The sequence below is a fragment of the Planococcus sp. TJ-201 genome (assembly GCF_058268495.1).
In genome coordinates this window covers 759,048-775,208 of sequence record NZ_JBZDOG010000001.1, presented here as the reverse complement: position 1 = coordinate 775,208, position 16,161 = coordinate 759,048, and the positions used below count along the sequence as shown (strand labels likewise).

The 16,161-nt window shown below is 41.7% G+C and carries 15 protein-coding genes; 11 read left to right on the top strand and 4 right to left on the bottom strand.

Going from position 1 to position 16,161, the window contains the following annotated elements:
• Window positions 1–13: 13 nt before the first annotated feature.
• Window positions 14–832, bottom strand: a complete 819-nt coding sequence (locus tag AC4EG4_RS04075) for a TetR/AcrR family transcriptional regulator (RefSeq protein WP_490986973.1) — start codon at window positions 830–832, stop codon at window positions 14–16.
• A gap of 269 nt (window positions 833–1,101) precedes the next feature.
• Between AC4EG4_RS04075 and AC4EG4_RS04070 the strand changes: the two genes are divergently transcribed.
• From AC4EG4_RS04070 to AC4EG4_RS04055, 4 genes are all read left to right on the top strand, one after another.
• Window positions 1,102–1,623, top strand: coding sequence for a GyrI-like domain-containing protein (locus tag AC4EG4_RS04070; RefSeq protein ID WP_490986972.1), 522 nt, complete (start codon window positions 1,102–1,104; stop codon window positions 1,621–1,623).
• 118 nt (window positions 1,624–1,741) lie between these two features.
• Window positions 1,742–2,764 (top strand): glycine-rich domain-containing protein, encoded by a 1,023-nt coding sequence (locus tag AC4EG4_RS04065; RefSeq protein WP_490986971.1) that lies wholly within the window; start codon window positions 1,742–1,744, stop codon window positions 2,762–2,764.
• 374 nt (window positions 2,765–3,138) lie between these two features.
• Entirely contained in the window at window positions 3,139–3,552 is a 414-nt protein-coding gene (locus AC4EG4_RS04060; RefSeq protein ID WP_490986970.1) for a sigma-70 family RNA polymerase sigma factor, read from the top strand.
• A 177-nt stretch (window positions 3,553–3,729) separates the two neighbouring features.
• On the top strand, window positions 3,730–5,022 hold the full coding sequence (locus AC4EG4_RS04055) for an ATP-binding protein (protein ID WP_490986969.1): 1,293 nt from the start codon (window positions 3,730–3,732) through the stop codon (window positions 5,020–5,022).
• Between the two features lie 11 nt (window positions 5,023–5,033).
• On the opposite strand, the gene uvsE is transcribed toward AC4EG4_RS04055, so the two are convergent.
• Window positions 5,034–5,906, bottom strand: coding sequence for a UV DNA damage repair endonuclease UvsE (uvsE, locus tag AC4EG4_RS04050; RefSeq protein WP_490977594.1), 873 nt, complete (start codon window positions 5,904–5,906; stop codon window positions 5,034–5,036).
• A 100-nt stretch (window positions 5,907–6,006) separates the two neighbouring features.
• Here uvsE and AC4EG4_RS04045 point away from each other — a divergent pair, with 100 nt between their 5' ends.
• Together AC4EG4_RS04045 and AC4EG4_RS04040 are read left to right on the top strand one after the other, a co-directional pair.
• Window positions 6,007–6,492: an SRPBCC family protein gene (locus tag AC4EG4_RS04045; RefSeq protein ID WP_490977595.1), complete on the top strand. Its 486-nt coding sequence runs from the start codon at window positions 6,007–6,009 to the stop codon at window positions 6,490–6,492.
• A gap of 198 nt (window positions 6,493–6,690) precedes the next feature.
• On the top strand, window positions 6,691–7,554 hold the full coding sequence (locus AC4EG4_RS04040; protein WP_490977596.1) for an AraC family transcriptional regulator: 864 nt from the start codon (window positions 6,691–6,693) through the stop codon (window positions 7,552–7,554).
• Window positions 7,555–7,680: 126 nt separating this feature from the next.
• Here AC4EG4_RS04040 and AC4EG4_RS04035 read toward each other — a convergent pair whose 3' ends face one another.
• Window positions 7,681–7,980, bottom strand: a complete 300-nt coding sequence (locus AC4EG4_RS04035) for a hypothetical protein (protein WP_490977597.1) — start codon at window positions 7,978–7,980, stop codon at window positions 7,681–7,683.
• A 91-nt stretch (window positions 7,981–8,071) separates the two neighbouring features.
• A complete protein-coding gene (locus AC4EG4_RS04030; RefSeq protein WP_490977598.1) occupies window positions 8,072–8,830 on the bottom strand; it encodes an NRDE family protein in 759 nt (252 codons plus the stop codon).
• A gap of 247 nt (window positions 8,831–9,077) precedes the next feature.
• Here AC4EG4_RS04030 and AC4EG4_RS04025 point away from each other — a divergent pair, with 247 nt between their 5' ends.
• The 5 genes from AC4EG4_RS04025 to pdxA all read left to right on the top strand — a co-directional run bounded on the left by AC4EG4_RS04025 (window position 9,078) and on the right by pdxA (window position 16,020).
• Window positions 9,078–10,751 carry a sensor domain-containing protein gene (locus AC4EG4_RS04025; RefSeq protein ID WP_490986968.1) on the top strand — a complete coding sequence of 558 codons (1,674 nt, stop codon included), beginning with the start codon at window positions 9,078–9,080 and terminating at the stop codon, window positions 10,749–10,751.
• 135 nt (window positions 10,752–10,886) lie between these two features.
• Window positions 10,887–12,578 carry a sigma-54-dependent transcriptional regulator gene (locus AC4EG4_RS04020; protein ID WP_490977600.1) on the top strand — a complete coding sequence of 564 codons (1,692 nt, stop codon included), beginning with the start codon at window positions 10,887–10,889 and terminating at the stop codon, window positions 12,576–12,578.
• Between the two features lie 165 nt (window positions 12,579–12,743).
• Entirely contained in the window at window positions 12,744–13,745 is a 1,002-nt protein-coding gene (locus AC4EG4_RS04015; protein ID WP_490977601.1) for a 2-keto-3-deoxygluconate permease, read from the top strand.
• A gap of 6 nt (window positions 13,746–13,751) precedes the next feature.
• Window positions 13,752–15,020: a four-carbon acid sugar kinase family protein gene (locus AC4EG4_RS04010; protein WP_490986967.1), complete on the top strand. Its 1,269-nt coding sequence runs from the start codon at window positions 13,752–13,754 to the stop codon at window positions 15,018–15,020.
• Window position 15,021: 1 nt separating this feature from the next.
• Window positions 15,022–16,020: a 4-hydroxythreonine-4-phosphate dehydrogenase PdxA gene (gene pdxA / locus AC4EG4_RS04005; protein ID WP_490986966.1), complete on the top strand. Its 999-nt coding sequence runs from the start codon at window positions 15,022–15,024 to the stop codon at window positions 16,018–16,020.
• Window positions 16,021–16,161: the final 141 nt, after the last annotated feature.

Here is a 16,161-nt window from a genome sequence, read left to right as displayed (position 1 = left end):
TGGCTCCTTTTTCTTAAATAAAATTTTCTAAGTAGATTACTTGGTTTTTAATGGAAGGGTACTGTTTTAAGTAAACCAACAAGGCTTCGATTAAAAATTCCTCTTGCTCTTGTTTGTTGACTTGCTCTTTTAATAAATCGAGTGAAGCCAGCAGCTTTTCTGGATGGGGTTCAGCAGCTTTAATTTTTTCAGCCAGGTGAAGAAAAATTTCTTCAGTCGTAGCTGGTGTGGAACGGGCTTCAGTAAATACAGGTTCCATTGCCGCCAAGTTGTCAACAATTGCATCGATGGTGGCCGTCAAGAAATTGACCAACCGGGAAATGGGAACATTTTTTTGTTCAATGACCAGTGTGATGATGTATTGCTGCATCAACCCTTCAAGGACCATTACCAAATCATCTAAAAATGGTTCGATGGTGGTGCCGTAAGTATCCAGCAGAATGGTTTTGTGCAAGGTAATCGTCGACTGGCGCAGTTCCATGAACAATGACTTTAGCTTTTCACTGTCACTGAGCGGGAAATCTTTAAACACCATCATGAAAAAATCCTGATTGGAAAGTGTACGCTCAATTTCAATCGCTAATTTTTCCTTGAAGACATCCTTATAATCGGATCCGGGTGCATGCTGGGAGCTGGAGATGGCAGCATTAACTTCTTCATGGTAGTGTTTCAGGATTTCGATGAATAAGATCTCCTTTGAATCAAAATGCTTGTAGAAAGCTCCTTTGGAGATGCCAGCTGCCTGTGCTATTTCCTGAACCGATGTTTGATGAAAGCCTTTCAAAGAAAACAAGTGGACAGCCTGCTTCATTAATTCGTTTCTTTTTTCCATTTAAGCCCTCCTAAACCGAGCGGTCACTTTTAATGACCACTTGGTCACTTGTTTAGATTATCGCTTAAGAAGTTCAAAGTCAATTTAGTGAGCTTGGAATATGTGACAACTTTCATGAGTGGCTTCAGGAAGTATTTTCCTTGCATAAAATTTAGAAAGCGGCTGCTGGAATTTCAAAACTTTCATTTATGATTTAAAGGACTATGTCTCCAGATGGAGAATACTAGTAATAAAATGGAATGGTAGTTTCTACAAAAGAGGAGGAGTGGATGGTGCAGAAGCATATCAGCGAACCATTTGTCGAAGAACGGGCAGAACAGCCTTATGTGGCGATTCCGGTAACAGCAGGTTTAGCGGAATGGGATCAGGTCAATGGCATGGTAGGCGAACTTTTTGACTGGCTGAAGACCAAAGGAATTAAACCGGCAGGAATTCCATTTTTCCGCTATTGGTGCATGGGAGATGCTGAAGGCAAATACAAGATGGAAGTAGGGATACCGGTTAAGCGAATGGTCAGCGGCGATGAACGGGTAATTGCAAGCTTTATACCGGGCGGCTCCTATTTATCGGCATTGCATAGAGGCCATCCCGATAATTTGGAGAAATCTCTTGCGGCACTTGAACAGTGGGCCGTGCAAGAAGGATTGGACATTGATAAGCGCTGGGAAGGCGAAGATGAAATTTGGAATGGCCGTTTTGAGTTTTATGTTACCGATCCGGAAACAGAACCCGACTTGAACAAGTGGGCAATCAGAATCGCTTTTTTGCTGATGAGAGACGATGCGGCGTAAGAAATACTGCGCAAGTCTTGAATGCGGCAATAAATGAAGTGAGTTCAGCGCCGGCGCTAACAGATGGAGTAGATTCAAAGCAAGTCAAAAGAAAATTACACAGTAAAGAGGCGATGGAATGATTGGTTATGTTGGGGCTGCTTTATTTGTTTTGGGATTGGTTGCAGCCGTGTTGTATCAAGAGTATCAGCAAAAATTTAGGTCTGCAAAAGAAAATCGCGAGTTGCTTTTGCTGACGCCAGATGATTTTTTAAAAAAGCAAAAAGAGTTGGAACTGGATTTTGTAAAAGACACTGAGTCGGTTTTTAAAAAACGGGCACAAGAGCTGGAAGATGCCTATGCACTTGACTATCAATTGCACATTTACAATCGAATGGTCCGGGAAACAGCCTACAGCCAGAAAACCATTCTCGAATTGATGTTTGAACAAAAGCGATTTTTGCTGATGGCCTCCATCCTGAAAGAAGTGCCTATGTTTTCAAAAGCGGTCGATGAAGTATGGCACCAGCAATTAATGTTCACCCATGAGTATCGGGATTTTACAGAGAAGTTTGCCGGTCAATTTATTCATCACTCGCCAAATGTGGACGAAAGCGATGGGGTGGACGATAAGTTTTTATTCGATATGATGTACAAAAAGTTATTTGTTGAGAAACCCTTCTCAGCTAAATCTTGGGGTTCTGCGTTTTATGAAAGAGTGCCCAGTGACAGTTTTATAGAAGAATGGAGAGATTCAGAAACACCTTTGCTGCACAGCCAGTATTTTTTTGAACAGAGCGAGACCCATCGTGCCGTTCAAGTTTTGATTCGAGAGATCAAAAGTGACATTGAATCTGCGGGGAGTAAAGGAAAGTTCGGACGCTTTCTTGAAAAGCAATCACGCATTGTACAAGGCTCTTATCCCACGCCGGGAACATCCAATGAGTTAACACTTCCCTATGTCTTGTGGGCTGCTGGAAGCACCAATAAAACATATGCCGAATCACTGGGACTTGCCAAAACCCACAATAAGATCAAATCAAAATCCGATAGGGGAGATTCAGGTTTCTTCGGAAGCTTCTCAGATAACAATGAAATTTCCAGCGACTCTGGAGACTCTGGCGGAGGTTCTTCCTGCGGCAGCAGTTGCGGCAGTAGCTAACACAAAAAAAACTATGGTGGATAACAAAGGATGGAATGAATCGTGCAAAAGAAAGCCACCTCGCTCTATATTGGCCAAACTGCCAATATAGAGCGAGGTGGCTTATTTAGTTTATAGTTTATTTTTTCGCAAAAAATTGGAATAGGAATAAATCATTTCATGCCTAAAAGTTTTGCGATCAATCAGTTTCCAGAAAATATTTTTCTGGAAATAATAATTTTTTCGCCAATTATTGGTGTTAACCCTCCTGTTCATCTTTCTGGAAAAGATTTTTTGCAGGGACAAATAGCACAATGATCAAGTGGTTTCTTATGATACCAAGGCTTATTCTGAATGCACCCGGGAATCACCGAACGTTCAGAAGGATAAAACCAATGAAGGATTTTGAAGAAGTGGCTGCACAATATGCTCCTATGGTATCTGCGACCATTCGTAAGCTGCACATTTATCGTGATTACGACACGTATCGCCAAGTTGGCAATATTGCCCTATGGCAGGCATGGCAGCGTTTCGATAACAGGAAAGGCGACTTTACTCCTTTTGCTTATCGCAGCATTCGAGGTGCAATGCTCGATGAATTAAAGCGCGAAACGAGAAGAAATGAGCAGGCAACGGAATTTGAGAGCATTCAAGAACAAGAGGAACCAGTGGCAGAAGAAGGATTGCCCGAATGGATAGAAACGGATCAACTTACTAAACAGGAGAAATCACTTCTTGAAGACCTGTATGTAAAAGGCTACAAGTTGAGCGATTTGGCCGTCAGTGAAATGTATCACTGGCAGGCATGAAAAAGAGGCGTGAGCGACTGTTGAAAAAGCTGAAGAAGACAACTTATCATCCGCTTAAAGGATAGAATGCTGAAGTTGGGCGGGGTAGACAGCTTGAGTAGTACAGAAAAAGGTGGTGGGGAACAAAATCGAATTGTATAATAAATGACGCAGCAGAAAGAAATGGGGATGACCTTTATGGAAGCAATGATGACGGGCATGATCAATAATATTTTCTTTATCATATTTCCGATCATCGTCTATCAGATGCTGGCGACAGCGGGCCAACGAAACTTTTTCGTCAGCCATCGCGTTACAATGACGATTCTTTTTTCAATATCCATCATACTGTGTATGCTGTTTCCCTATCAATTTTTAACAGACCAATATATTTTCGACCTCCGCCAAGTCCCGATGATTGTCGGTGCCTTGTACGGAGGGCCGATTGTTTCGGCCATGTTGTTTCTCGTATCTTCTGTTGGCCGAGTGGCTATCGGTGGAGATGGAATGTACATCGCGATCCTCAACCAATTTGTCATTGCGGCCGGCGTCCCATTTCTACGTCCTTTGTACATGCGGGTAAAAAGGCTGTGGAAAATCGTCTTGGTATTTTCAATTTCCATTGCTTCACTGCTTTTTAATATGTTTGCAGGTGCTTACTTTTTTGGAGATCCACTCGATGATATCCTCGGCATTTGGGTAATGCTGATGGTCAACCAAGGAACCATCATCGTGTTGACGGCCTTGTTGATCGAGCATATGCAACGGCAGGAATATATGTACAATTCGCTATTAAAGCATGAAAAAATGGAAACCGTCAGCCATTTTGCTGCAGCGGTTTCGCATGAACTGCGCAATCCATTACAAAGTATCAAAGGATTTATTCAGCTAATGAAAGAATATGAATACAGCCGTGAAAAACAAGTGGAATTTCACAGTATGATTTTGAAAGAAATCAATGCTGCCGAAGATTTGATTGATGACTACCTTATATATGCGAAGCCAACATATGGCCAACTGGAGGCCATGACGGTTTCGGCAGAAATAAACCACGTCATGAAAATTATGGCACCGTATGCCAATGTAAAAAATGTTGTCATGCATGTTAGCGAAATAGATGAACAAGCAGAAATCCTGATCGATCGCCAAAAATTCCATCAAGCACTGGTCAACATCATCCGAAATGGCATTGAAGCCATGCCTGATGGGGGACCTCTGACTGTCGCAGTGAAAACATCACCGGCCAAAGTATGGATTGAAGTGGCTGATGAGGGCGTCGGAATGACTAAAGAAGAAGTAAAGCGTTTAGGAGAGCCTTATTTTTCTAATAAAATCAAAGGAACCGGGCTTGGACTGATGGTCACCTACAGCATTGTCAGCCAAATGAACGGACAAATCATGGTGGATTCCGAAAAAGGGAAAGGCACCGAGTTTACATTAGAGTTTCCGAATCTTGCGGGATTTCCTAAAAAAATAAACCATCAGCCATAGAGGCTGATGGTTTATTTATGTGTTAATTGGCGAATAAACGGCAAGACCGATTGTTCTTTTAGTTTGGCTTCGAACATAATGTCGGCATCAATGCCGCCCAGTAGTTTCAACAATTCTTGGAAATCTGTTTCAGAAACCAAACCATGGTGGCGAAGGTCGGTGAATCCTTCTTTTCCTGTACTGATATGGATTTTAGGGGTTCCGTATCCTTCCCAGGTTTTAAGAATTTCAGCGTAATCGACCGGTTCGCCTTCATTGTTGCAGTTATGGTGGTGGATATCAAAACATATCGGGACTTTGCACATGTAATGGACATCTAAAACGTCCCTGACGGTAAAAGTCTTATCGTCATTTTCTAGGCGCAGTCGCTGGCGAATGCTGGGAGACAATGCCAAATAGGCTTCTGCAAAGCGCTGTTTCGCTGCTTCTTTGTCTCCATACGCTCCACCGGTGTGGAGTATGATGTCCGAACCGCCAAGCAATTGAATCAGCTTGTCATGATACTCAAGATCTTCAATCGATTTTCGTACCACTTCGGGTTTTGGTGAATTGAGGACAGTGTATTGGCCGGGGTGTACAGAAACTCTCATTTGGTGCGTTTCGACAAGTGAGCGAATTTTATCTGTAATGGCAAGTACGTCCGGGTCTTCCCACCAAATCCAATCATTTATCGGGTGAGTCGAAAGCGGGACAATTGAGCTGGAAGCCCGGTAAAAATAAATATCATTTTCCACATTCCAATGAATGATTTCAAGAGTCGTCTCAAAATTTTTCATGGTTAATTCTTTTATTTTTCCTGTACCTTCTGCTTCGGCAGTTGCTAAACGCAAAGTTCTAAAGATTGTTTTCAATTCAGTGTTCATGCATGCATATCCTAGTCTCATGTTGTTTTCAGCTCCTCGGTCTTATTATACCCTTCTCGCACGATTGCATTCTCTTTGAAGGGGTATAATAAGAGAAAAAATCCATTGAGGAGGAATTGCAATGATTGCAGAAGTGACACAAACCGAAAAAGGATACGTGGCGACTTTCAATCGAAACTTGGCTCATGGACCAGAGTCCGTGTGGCAAATGCTGACGGACAATCAAAAAATTCATCGGTGGTTTTCAGGATTGCAACTTGAACAGCAAGGCGTGGACGGACATTTTTCGTTTGATATGGGTCACGGCAATTTTGAGAAAATGGCAATTACCGATTTTGAAGAGAAAAAACGATTGGGTTTTGAATGGGGCAAAGACCATGTGCTGTTTGAGTTAACTTCTGATGGAGATGGAACTCGGCTGCGGATGGTAGAAACCATCAGTTCACTGACAGACCACACGCCTAAAGACGTAGCCGGCTGGCATGTATGCCTGGATGTTCTGGAAGCGCTTCTTGACAAGAAAGGGATCGAACGAACATTGGAGTGGGAGCATTGGTACCCGGAATACAAACGGTTGTTTGAGAGCATGAGCGTTTCGTTTGAATAGGAGCTGCCGCATTTCCAACAAAATCGTGCCAATCCTATCATGTGGTCGGAAATGCATATAGAGGCTTAGGGCATTCGTAAAATGTTTAGAGGCATTTGCGAATGCCTTTTTGGTGTTGTGTGGACTGTCCACAGTGAGCATAAATAGACAGGAAGGACTATTTCGCACTTGGTAAAATGGATTAAAGGAGTGAAAGCAATGGGATGGGTGGAATCATTGCAGCGGGCCATTGATTATATGGAGGAACACATGGGAAAATCGGTTACGATTGAGCAGATTGCTAAGCAGGCAAACGCTTCTGTTTTTCATTTTCAGCGGACCTTTTCCCTGTTAACAGATTGTTCCGTGGCTGAATATTTGCGCAGAAGACGGCTGACATTGGCGGCGCAGGAGCTGTCAGCTACAGATGGAAAAATCATCGACATCGCTTATAAATATGGCTATGACACTCCCGAGGCTTTTGCAAAAGCATTCCGGCGGCAGCACGGCATTACACCGAGTGAAGCCCGAAAGAATTTGGGAAAGCTGCAAGCTTTTAACCGCCTGGTGATCCAGGTGAATTTGAAAGGAGCAGAACCGATGAAATATCGAATTGTGGAAAAACAAAGTTTTCAGGTTGTTGGTGTTAAACGGCAATTTTTGCTAAAGGCTGGAGAAAACCTGACAGGCATCCCACATATGTGGCAAGAACTGAATCAGTCTGGAACGAGCAGCATTATAGCCAGTTGGAACAACGGAGAAATCAAAGGTTTGCTGGGGATCTGCGCGGACTATCAAGAAGGTGCGACTATGGATTATTGGATTGCTGCTGCCAGTACAAACAATGCACCTGAAGGATTCTCTATGTTGGAAGTGCCTGCTTCAAAATGGGGAGTCTTCGAAGTGCATGGCGCGATGCCGGACGCGATGCCGAAAGTATGGAAGCAGATTTTCTCCGAATGGTTCCCATCCAATCAATTTGAGAATGCCGGAACCGCCGAACTGGAACTTTATCCGGAAGGAGATCCTTACAGCGAAGAGTATGTTTCTGAAATTTGGATTCCATTGAAAGCAAAGGAATGATGAAAGTAAAAGTAAAAGTAAAATCTGTTTTGCATTTGTATCATGAAAATAAAAGAACGTTCACAAAGCGGCTATGCACTTTTGTGAATGTTCTTTTTTGTGTTTCTGATTGGCTGGCTTGGTGAGTTATTGTTGTTCATTTTGGCTACGGTTCTCCAAAGCAGTGTTGATTTTTCGCATTACTTCAAGTTGGGTATCATTGGCGTTGACTTTGTGTTTCCAAAGGTAAGACCGGGCTTCCTTAGCAGGTGCGTGTTCAAGCAATAAAACCTCCCGGCAAAAATCGGGTGTGTCTTTACCAGAAATCAGCTTTATCGTGTACAAAGACGTTGTTTTGACAACTTTGTCTATTTGATAGGTCTGTTCAAAAATTTCTAAATCCGGAATGTAATCAAATTCATCTTCTGTTTCTTTTAGTTGAGCCAATAAAAACACTCCTTTAAACTGAATGATCCTATTTAAGATCATACACTAGCTGACTTTATTATGCATTGAATTTAAAATTTCCCATCATTTGTTATTCTATTTTAAATTCAAAGAAACTGTCTTCCTTAAACTGACCTTTTTCATAGTTTCTTTCGGCAAAGGTAAGGGTGCCGTCATGTGCAACAAGTACGACAGTTGCAGACCGTGTACCGTAATCGGGTGTTTTAATAAACATAGGAGAAAGCATTCGCTCAAGGTCCAGTCCGACACCCGTGTCTGGCAAGTGGGTATCCGGAGCATGCTCTCCGTCCATTAGCATCGCAAAAATTTCTTCCAGATCAGCTTCTTTGGTTTCACTCATATAGGCGGCAAGTTTTTCTTTGCCTTTGGTTACCTTAGGCCATGGGGTGTTCAGAAAGTGATTGCTGAGTCCATGTGTTCCGGGTGGAATTTCATAGAATTCTTCCTGGATGTTGTTGTAGTACACAAGCTGCTCCGCATCGCCGATAATTAGGTTGAATCCGGCATACTGTTTTGGATTTATTGTTTGCAAGTATTCTTTTGGAGAATTTGTGCCTGCCAAAAAGTTTTTGACCACTGCCCCTCTGGATAAAAAACCTGATTCCAAATTGGTCGGGTCTCGAAAATTTGTTAATGCAGCAACGCGTCCCTGCTTTGTGACACCCAACCAAGTACCCATTCCCGTCAAGTCTCGACCAGCTAAAATATGGGGTTCATCGTTCCAAAAATGAGCTGCTGTTGCAGGGCGTGCGTAAAACTCGTCTCGATTCGCTGCAATGATTAGTTTGTATGTGGGGTGTTTCCTGAATTGCAGATTGATGAGGCACATGGTATTTCCCCTTTTCGATTTATTATATACAACTAAGCGTCTGATTCACAGAAAGAACTTTTAGAGGAGAATGGATTTTTACTGGTAAAAAAGTTTGCTATGAATATGGTCTATTGATATAATATAAAAAATATTTTAGAAAATTTCGGATGATTGCTAGGCTAAAAGTCTTGATTTGGCGTTATTATCCATCATATTAAGACTGATTTAAAAGTGATTTTCTACAAAGTGATCAGGGGGAAAGGTCATGGTGAGCAAAGCAACTTCATTATCTTTTGCGCGTGTATTGATGGAAGGCATCGAAGAAATGGTATTTGTTGTGAAAGTTAATGAAGGTTGTTCTTTCACTTATGAGTTTTTAAACGGTGCGGTATTGGAAAAGACTTTGTTAAGTGATGCTTCGATTGGAAAAACCTTCGATGAAGTACATTCCAAATTTATGGCTAAATTTTTAACTGAAAAATATATGGAAGTGATCGAAACAAACAACAGCATGAGCTATAAAGACTCGTTTTATTCCATAACCAATAAACTCTTTTATTCGAAAACTCTTATGGTTCCTCTTTTTGATGAGTTGGGAAAATGCACTCATATTGTTAGTTCGGTAAAAGATATTACGGATGAAAAAATGGCCATGCTGGACAATGAAGCGATTCACGAACAGTTTGAAGAGAGCAGTGCACGATACCGGTCTTTGTTCGACAGCAACGCTGATGCCATTTTCACAGTGGATCTCAGTGGTCGGATTACAGGAGGCAATTCAGCGGGTTATAAGCTAAGCGGGTATTTTGTGGATGAATTGCTGGGGAAAAGTTTTATTGATTTCGTAGTTCCTGAAGACAAAGAACAGGCAAACGAACATTTTCATCTTTCGGTTTTGGGAGACGGTAAAGACTGCCGCCTTGATTTCATGAATAAATCCGGTGCATCAGCAGGCTGTCTCGTGAAGTTCGTTCCCATACATGTGAAAAATAACATCACTGGTTTTTATATGATTGCCAAAGACATGACGGAATTGGACAAAATCGCTGGCCTTTATAAAGCAAGAGAAGAGAGCTTCCAAATCATTGCTGAAAATGTCCACGATGTTATCCTATTGATGGATCATCATAAGCAGTATCTTTATGTGTCCCCATCGGCTGAAGAAATTTTTGGCTATAGAGCAGCTTATATTGTTGAACAGAAACCTTATTTTAATGTTCATCCAGAAGATATTCCAATAATCAGTGAAGCTTTTGAACAGTCGACCCAAAATGCTTCTCCTTACCTCGTGCAAGTTCGTTTCCAGCATCCAGTGAGAGGCTGGATTTGGTCAGAGGTCAATGGAACACCTGTCTATGGAGAAGATAGAAGCTTTAACCATATGGTAATGATCGCAAGGGATATTTCAATTCAAAAAGAGTACGAAAGCCAACTCAAGCATTTTGCTTATTTTGATTCGCTTACCGAGATGCCAAATCGCCGTTATTTTCAGGAATACGCCGCTGAAAAGTTTGAGCTGAATGAGAAGCATGAGAAGAGTTTAGCAGTGCTCATTCTCGATATCGATGATTTCAAAGAAATCAATGATCAATGGGGGCATGAAACAGGTGATGCGGTCATTCAAGAGTTCGGTTTCCGGCTGAACAGCTGTATCCATGGGGAGAATATGGCTGCCCGTTTAGGGGGAGATGAATTTGTCATCTTGTTGGCGGACACTGAAACGAAAGAACAAGTTGCAGAAATTGCTGATACGATTTACCAGGCCATGAAAGAACCGATTGAAGTAGATGGACTATCGCTGGAAATTTCGATTAGTATGGGGATCGCCTTAGCGCCTCCTGAGAAAGTTTCCATTTCTGTCATGATGAAACGTGCGGATATGGCGATGTACAAAGCAAAGCGTCAGGAGAAAAATTCATTCCACGTAAGTCTGACATGAGCCAATGAGGCTCATGTTTTTTATGTGCACAAACTGTTGCTTCATCGTCCATGGCGTATTTAGGAAAGGGAAATAGCCTACGCGGAATGTGGTTGCTATAATTGAGTAAAAGGTACATAAAGAGGGGCAATTTATATGCAAAAAATTAAAGTCGGTTTTATTTCCCCGTATGAAGCTATGGTTTCGATGATAGCAGAGTTAGCAGAGAAACAAGACGATTTACTGGTTGAGACAAAAGTTGGAAACTTAGAAGAAGGCGTAAAGTATGCTAAAGAAATGGAACGCTTAGGATATGATTTGATTGTTAGCCGCGGCGGGACAGCTGGAATGATTCGAAATGCAATTTCTCTTCCGGTTATTGATGTACACATGTCTGGCTATGATTTGTTAAGGACGATTATGTTGACAGAGGGGCATTCAAAGGAAAAAAAAGCCTTGGTTGGCTTTACAAATATTACGCTTGGAGCCGCCTCAATCATCAATTTGCTGGAAATTGATATGACGGTTATAACCATACAGGATGCAACCGAAGTGGATGCAGTTTTAAAGTCATTAAAAGACAACAAACACACGATAGTTTTAGGAGATGTGGTAACTGTTGCTGCTGCCCAAAGACTGGGAATGGGCGGTTTTTTGATTCAATCGGGCCGGGAATCCATTATGGAAGCATTTGAAGAGGCACGCAGGCAATACGTTTACCAACAAAAAAGCCAGCGTTTGGTGAATGTTATGCGACATTTTTTAGGAGCCAGAAAAATGGACATGTTAATTGCAACAGCGCAAGGAGACGTTATTTTTGAAAATTGGTCTAAATTTTCGGGATGTCCAATTTCTCATAATGAATGGGCTGAGCTTGTCGATCAAGCATTCCAAACCGGCAATTCTATTTTCCGCACTGTAGACAGTTTCCAAATTAGAGTTGATTTATTTCAAGAGCAGGAAGAAAAAGTAGCGATGATTCTTTTTGAAGACCTTTTGACTGCGTATCCGGATATCACAATCGAGCAAATCCATCAATTGCCTTATATCGTAACGGAAAGTACAGCCATGAAGCGGATTAAAAACTTGGTAGAAAAACCAGTGATGGCCAAAGAGAACATAATTTTGATTGGGAAAGCAGGTTCTGGCAAAAAAGAGCTGGCTCGCTATATTCATGCTGTTCATAAAAAAAATGGTTTTTTTGTTTCAGTGGATCTTGAAAAACTCGATCAAGTGGAAGAGAGCTTTTCGAATACGAAAATTGATACCGCATTTGTTCATCTCAACCAGGTTCCCAAAATAGAAAAAGTAACAGAACTTCAGCGGGTTTTAGCAATTGCTAAACAAAAAAATGTGCAAGTAATCTTCTCGCAACAGGAAGTTTTTGAGGAGCTGAAAAGTGATTTAGGAATGGATGAAGCGGTTAGCATACACTTGCCCACTCTTCAGGAGCGGGAAGAAGATATTGAAACATTGGTTCAGCAGTTTCTCATGGAATTTCATCAAGAATTGGGAACGCAGCCGATTAAAGTCAGAAAAAATGCGGTTGACTACTTGAAAAACATGCAGTGGCCAGGCAATACAAACGATTTAAAAGCTTATATAAAAAAACTGGCATTGGCCGAAAGTGGATATGTTATCGAGGAAAATTTGCTTCACGACTTGCCTTTTGTTTCTGAAGTGAAGCCTGAGCAAACTACGTTGACAGTAGAAAAAAATGAAACATTAAAAGAAATTGAACAAAAAATTATAGAGAAAGTTTTGATAGAAGAAAACTTTAACCAAACAAAAGCGGCTCAACGCTTAGGAATGAACCGTGCTACTTTATGGCGCAAACTCAAAAAATGAGTTTGCGTTTTTTTATAGTTTAAAAACGTTGCATTTTTAAACTACTTTACTGAAATTAAATATTTTATGATAAAAGGTGTTGCTTTATTATACTTAAATTTCTATAGTGTAAATGAAAGCGTTATCTTTAATTAGAAAAATAAAAAAACGGAATGAGGGAAAGAAATGAAAATTAAAGCAACCATGGAACGAATTCCAGGCGGAATGATGGTAGTCCCCCTATTGCTGGCAGCAACAATCAATACGATAGCCCCTGATTTACTGAGAATTGGCGGGTTTACGCAAGCTTTATTTGTAGATAGTGCAAACGCTTTAATTGCTTTGTTTCTGTTATGTACGGGTGCTCAGATCAATGTAAAAACGTTCGGGGTGTCATTAGCAAAAGGTGGCACACTGCTTGCAACTAAATGGATTGTCGGGGCATTGTTCGGACTTTTAGCTTATATGTTTGCTGGAGACAATGGCTTGTGGCTTGGTATTGCGCCAATTGCTGTTATTGCCGCAATGACAAACAGCAATGGCGGTTTGTTTGTTGCATTAGTGGGACAATATGGGAACAAGGAAGATCGGGCAGCATATTCCTTGCTGGCACTTAATGATGGTCCATTCTTGACCATGGTGGCATTGACGATTTTTGGAGCCATGGGATTTGTTGAAGGGCTGTTTTCACCAGTTTCCTTTATTGCTGTGCTCTTGCCTATTTTGATTGGTATGATTTTAGGTAACCTGGATGAAGATATGCGCACTTTCTTAGATAAAGGGAGTTCAATGCTGATTCCGTTCTTTGCCTTTGCTTTAGGGATGGGAATTGACTTTAATGCTATTATTACTGGTGGACTAGGAGGAATTGTGCTTGGTCTCATGACTGTATTCTTGACAGGTACAGCGGGTTACTTCGTCTTTAAAGCATTAAAGTGGAATCCGATTGTAGGAGCAGCGGAAGGTTCTACTGCCGGAAATGCAGTGGCTACACCTGCAGCAATAGCTGCGGCTAGTGCAGGCTTCTCTTCGGTAGTGGATATTGCGACAGTTCAAGTAGCAGCTTCGACTGTTACAACCGCGATACTGTTGCCAATCTATATTGCATTTTTAGTAAGACGCATTGAAAAGAAAGGCTTTGAATTTACTGATGGGGAAATAGTCAGAAAAGAAGCGTTGAAGGAGTGACAAGTAGTGGCGACTCAAATCGGCATCATTGCAGATGATTTTACAGGAGCCAACGACTCCGGTGTCCGACTGGCACAAAAAGGCTTAAAAGCTCGCGTAATACTGGCTGGTGAAGAAAATCAAAATGAAAATATAGATGTCTGGATTGTTGATACAGACAGTCGGGCTATGGAGCCAAAAGATGCTTATGAAATCGTCTCTTCAGAAATCGACCGGTTGAAAAAAAGAGGGGTAACTTCTTTTTATAAAAAAGTGGATTCAACACTTCGCGGCAGTGTAGCGGCAGAATTAAAAGCATTGCACGACCGGGCTGAGGCAGAAGTTATTTTTATCGCACCGGCTTTTCCAAGCCTAGGGCGCACAGTCAAAGAAGGCATCCTTTATGTAAATGAGATTCCAGTAGCTGAAACAGAATTTGGCCATGATCCTAAAACACCAGTGTTGCACAGTTATATCCCAGACTTATTGGCATCCGAAAATATTTCCACTGCAGTTTTAAATCAGGAAATCTTAACGGGGGAAAACCCGGAGCAGTGGGTGCAGCAGCAAATAGCTGATGGGGTAAAATGGATTGTTTGCGATACGGTGGTGGAAGAAGACTTTGTGAAGCTTGCATCGCTGGAAGACAAACTGGATGTGGAAATAGGATGGGCAGGTTCAGCGGGACTGATCAATTATTTGTATTCAGTGGATGGGAAACCGCAAGACCTTAAACTGCCAGCCGGCAGTGACGGCAAGGTATTGGTGGTTTCCGGAAGCCTGTCAGGAAAGACAAAAGAACAATTGAATAATTTGGCACGACGGCCACAAACATTGATGATTGAAATAGACCCGGCAAAATTACTTGAAGATCCTGAAATAGAAGCCAACAAAATTAAAAACTTCCATCATTCTGGTGAGTGGGATAGTGCCGTCATATATGTAGATCCTTCTCAAAAAAATCGAGATAAAGTTAAGCAATGGGGGTTGCTTAAAGAGTGGACTCCTAATCAGACTGGCAAAGGAATCTCCCAAGGTCTAGGGAAACTCGTGGATGAAGCATTAAAAAAAGATGGATTTGGTGCTCTTATAATGACGGGCGGCGATACGGCCAAGGACATTTGCAAGGAAATCGGTGTTGCAGATATGGAACTTCGTTTTGAAATTGAAGCAGGGCTTCCGCTTGGAATGGTAAAATGGAACGGGAAAGATTTAATCGCAGTTACAAAAGCAGGAGGATTTGGAAATCCTGCATCGTTGGTCAATGCTGTTGAATTTTTGAAAGGAGCGGAATAACATGAACACAAACAAACCGATTATTGGAATCACGATGGGGGACGCTGCAGGCGTTGGACCAGAAATTATTTTAAAAAGCTTTGAGCATGACATCGTTCATGACACAAGCCGTTCGTTTGTCATAGGAGATGCAGCAATATTAGAACGGGCAAAACAATTTACTGGCAGCACGAAAACCATTAATCACATAGGGCATCCGTCTGAAGCACTCTTTGATAAAGAAACAATCGACTGTCTGGATTTAAATCTATTGCCAGCTGACTTGCCGATTGGGGAAGTTTCAGCTGCTGCTGGCGACGCGGCATTTCAGTATTTGTCGAAAGCGATTTCTTTAGCGAACAATGGGGAAATTGACGCGATCTGTACAGCGCCCCTTAACAAAGAGGCATTGCAAAAAGGCGGACATATGTATCCGGGCCACACTGAAATATTAGCGGATTTGACTGGGACAAAAGATTACTCCATGATGCTTTCTGCGCCAAACTTAAAAGTGATCCATGTGACCACGCATGTAGGAATTATTGACGCTATCCGAATGATTAACCCTGAACGTGTTTTGTATGTTATTCAACTGGCCCACGACACTTTAACAAAAGCTGGAATACAAAACCCTAAAATAGCGGTTTGCGGCATTAATCCGCACGCTGGAGAAAATGGTTTATTTGGAAACGGCGAAGAAGAAGAAAAAATTATTCCGGCTGTCCAACAAGCGATTGCACAAGGCATAGATGTACAAGGGCCTTTGCCTGCGGACACGTTGTTTTTCCGGACAGTCCGCGGAGATTTTGATATTGTAGTTGCCATGTATCATGACCAAGGGCATGCACCAGTTAAAGTTCTGGGGTTGGAAGCAGGGGTCAACATTACCGTCGGTCTTCCAATCATCCGAACCAGCGTAGATCATGGAACGGCTTTTGACATCGCAGGCACGGGAATTGCTGATGAAAAAAGTTTAGTCGAAGCGCTGCGGCAAGCTGTAGAATTGGCTCCCAAAAAATAAAACACAATAAAAACCATCCGCATTGAAATTTCAATGAGGATGGTTTTTTCGATAATAAAGCGCAATGACTATCAATACTTTTTTGTGTGCAATTTGTAGGCATTAATCAGTAATTGAATTTTCAGAAATAAAAAAGTTTTC